The organism is Aeromonas sp. ZOR0002 (assembly GCF_963866995.1).
Taxonomy (GTDB): Bacteria; Pseudomonadota; Gammaproteobacteria; order Enterobacterales; family Aeromonadaceae; genus Aeromonas; species Aeromonas caviae.
In genome coordinates, this window is sequence record NZ_CAWMFQ010000155.1 from 10,770 (window position 1) to 12,739 (window position 1,970).

Annotated in this window: 5 protein-coding genes; 3 read left to right on the forward strand and 2 right to left on the reverse strand. The window is 67.6% G+C overall.

Annotation, left to right across the window (positions count from 1 at the left end; translation table 11 throughout):
* The coding region (locus AACR77_RS09375) for a DUF533 domain-containing protein (protein ID WP_442853375.1) at positions 1 to 289 on the reverse strand (289 nt) is incomplete at its 3' end.
* Between the two features lie 173 nt (positions 290 to 462).
* Between AACR77_RS09375 and AACR77_RS09380 the strand changes: the two genes are divergently transcribed.
* From AACR77_RS09380 to AACR77_RS09390, 3 genes are all read left to right on the forward strand, one after another.
* Complete coding sequence (locus tag AACR77_RS09380) at positions 463 to 930, forward strand: acyl-CoA thioesterase (protein ID WP_010674201.1); 468 nt, start codon at positions 463 to 465, stop codon at positions 928 to 930.
* Positions 931 to 1,014: 84 nt separating this feature from the next.
* The gene (gene rsmS / locus AACR77_RS09385; protein ID WP_010674200.1) at positions 1,015 to 1,170 is read left to right on the forward strand and encodes a pleiotropic regulatory protein RsmS; all 156 of its coding nucleotides are present in this window, start codon (positions 1,015 to 1,017) and stop codon (positions 1,168 to 1,170) included.
* A 20-nt stretch (positions 1,171 to 1,190) separates the two neighbouring features.
* Positions 1,191 to 1,658 (forward strand): GyrI-like domain-containing protein, encoded by a 468-nt coding sequence (locus AACR77_RS09390; RefSeq protein WP_039038603.1) that lies wholly within the window; start codon positions 1,191 to 1,193, stop codon positions 1,656 to 1,658.
* 16 nt (positions 1,659 to 1,674) lie between these two features.
* Here the strand turns inward: AACR77_RS09390 and AACR77_RS09395 are convergent.
* A partial coding sequence (locus AACR77_RS09395; RefSeq protein ID WP_231563193.1) for a LysR substrate-binding domain-containing protein occupies positions 1,675 to 1,970 on the reverse strand: 296 nt, incomplete at its 5' end.

Here is a 1,970-nt window from a genome sequence, read left to right on the forward strand (position 1 = left end):
CCTTGCCCTCCAGGGTGTCCAGGGGCTGGGTCGGCTGGGCCGGGGTGGACTGCTGGGTCTGCCAGTCCTGATAGAGCTTGTAGGCCAGCCCCCCGAGGGCTGCCGCCCCCCCCACCGCCGCCACCTTGGTGCCATATTTGCGCATCTTCTTGTTGCCAAGCAGCAGCGCCATGGCCCCGGCGGCCAATCCCCCCTGCGCCATGCCCTTCATCTGGGCCTTGCGCGTGTCACCACCGTCGTTGAGCCAGCCCTTGCCAGCTCCCATCAATTGCTCCAGCATCTGTTTCATGGGGCCTCCTCCCTCGCGTGATGAGTCATGCTGGGCCGCCTGCGCTGAACTCAAGGTGAATGACGGCGCAGACAAGAAGAGGCGCTGGTTGGATCAGTGTCGGCCCCGCCCGCTGCTATTGTCCCCGGGGGACAGCCAAGGAGTCCCCCCTTGCCTCGACATAAGGAAGTACCATGAGCGCCCGTGAACTGACCCTGCAATTTCTCGCCGAACCCGCCGACGTCAACTTTGGCGGCAAAGTCCATGGCGGCATGGTGATGAAGTGGATTGACCAGGCCGGCTACGCCTGCGCCGCCGGCTGGTGTGGCGGCTATGCCGTCACCGTCTATGTGGGGGGCATCCGCTTCTTGCGCCCCATCCAGATAGGCCAACTGGTGGAGGTGCACGCCAAGGTGATCCACACCGGCACCACCAGCATGCACCTGGCGGTGGATGTCTACAGCCGCCACCCCACCGACCCGGAGCGGCGCAAGACCACCCACTGCATCATCATCTTCGTGGCCATGGACGAGCATGGCAAACCCACTCCGGTGCCCCAGTGGCAGCCGGTGAGCGAGAGCGATCTGCAGTTGCAGCAGTACGCCAAAAAGCTGATGGCCCTGCGCGAGGAGCTGGACAAGGAGATGCGCCAGCACATGTGACCTGTCCCGCCCCGGGCAGCCGGGGCGTGTCTTCGCGCCGCCGGGCGCTATAATGGCGACCACCCTTGCCCTTGAGAACCCAAGATGTCCCTGGAAAATGCCCCCCCCGAGGTCCAGCTCGCGGTGGATCTGATTGAACTGCTGGAAACCAACCACATCGCCCCCGCGCTGGCCCTGGCGGCACTCGCCATCGTTCGCCGGGATTATGAGCGCAAGCTCGAGGAAGGTCGGGAGGCCTGAGCGCCCCCGCAGGAGGCACCATGTCAGCCCCCATCCGCATCGAACAAGGCCGCGCCATGCTCCTCGGGGGGCTGCGCCGTCACCACCCCTTCGAGCAGGGGGACTTCGCCGGCCAGTGGCGCGACCTCAGCGCCCTGCTTCCTCTACCGGGGCAACTCGGTGAGCACGCCTATGGCGTCATCTGCGCCGCCACCGACACCCACTGCGAATACCTCTGCGGGGTGGAGGTCGCCGCCCTGGAGGTGCTGCCTCCCGGGCTTGGCCGCATGCGCATCGCCCCCCAGACCTACGCCATCTTCTTGCATCAGGGGCATGTCGCGACCCTGCCGCACACCTGGCGCCAGGCCCTGGCGTGGCTCGCGCAATCGGACTATCAATCTGCCCAGCAGCCGGATTTCGAGCGCTACGGCGCCCGCTTTGACGCCGCCACCGGCAGTGGCGAAGTGGAAATCTGGCTCGCCGTGGTGCCGAAACAGGCCCTGGCCTGACCCCTGGCCGCCCGGGCTACCTCGGCCCCATCACCTCGTCACAGAGCGCGATCAGCGCCTCCCCCAGCCGGGCGAGGGGCTCGCTCGTGCCCGGCCCCTGGTGCAGGGCCAGCTCCACCGAGCGCACCGCAGGCCAGTGGGCCAGCACCACCTGATCCGGTTGCAGCAGGCGCGCCGGCAGCAGGCTGACCCCGATCCCCGCGCTCACCGCCCCTTGCAGGCTGGCGAGACTGCCGCTCACGTAGGCGATGCGCCAGGGGATCCCCTCGGCATCCAGGGCGTCGGTCATCTGGCGCCGGTAGAGCCCCTCGC

Bases quoted from the DNA above. Each gene is read 5' to 3' on its own strand.
- rsmS (WP_010674200.1), top strand. From the start codon at position 1,015: ATGTCCCTGGAAAATGCCCCCCCCGAGGTCCAGCTCGCGGTGGATCTG.
- AACR77_RS09380 (WP_010674201.1), top strand. From the start codon at position 463: ATGAGCGCCCGTGAACTGACCCTGCAATTTCTCGCCGAACCCGCCGAC.
- AACR77_RS09390 (WP_039038603.1), top strand. From the start codon at position 1,191: ATGTCAGCCCCCATCCGCATCGAACAAGGCCGCGCCATGCTCCTCGGG.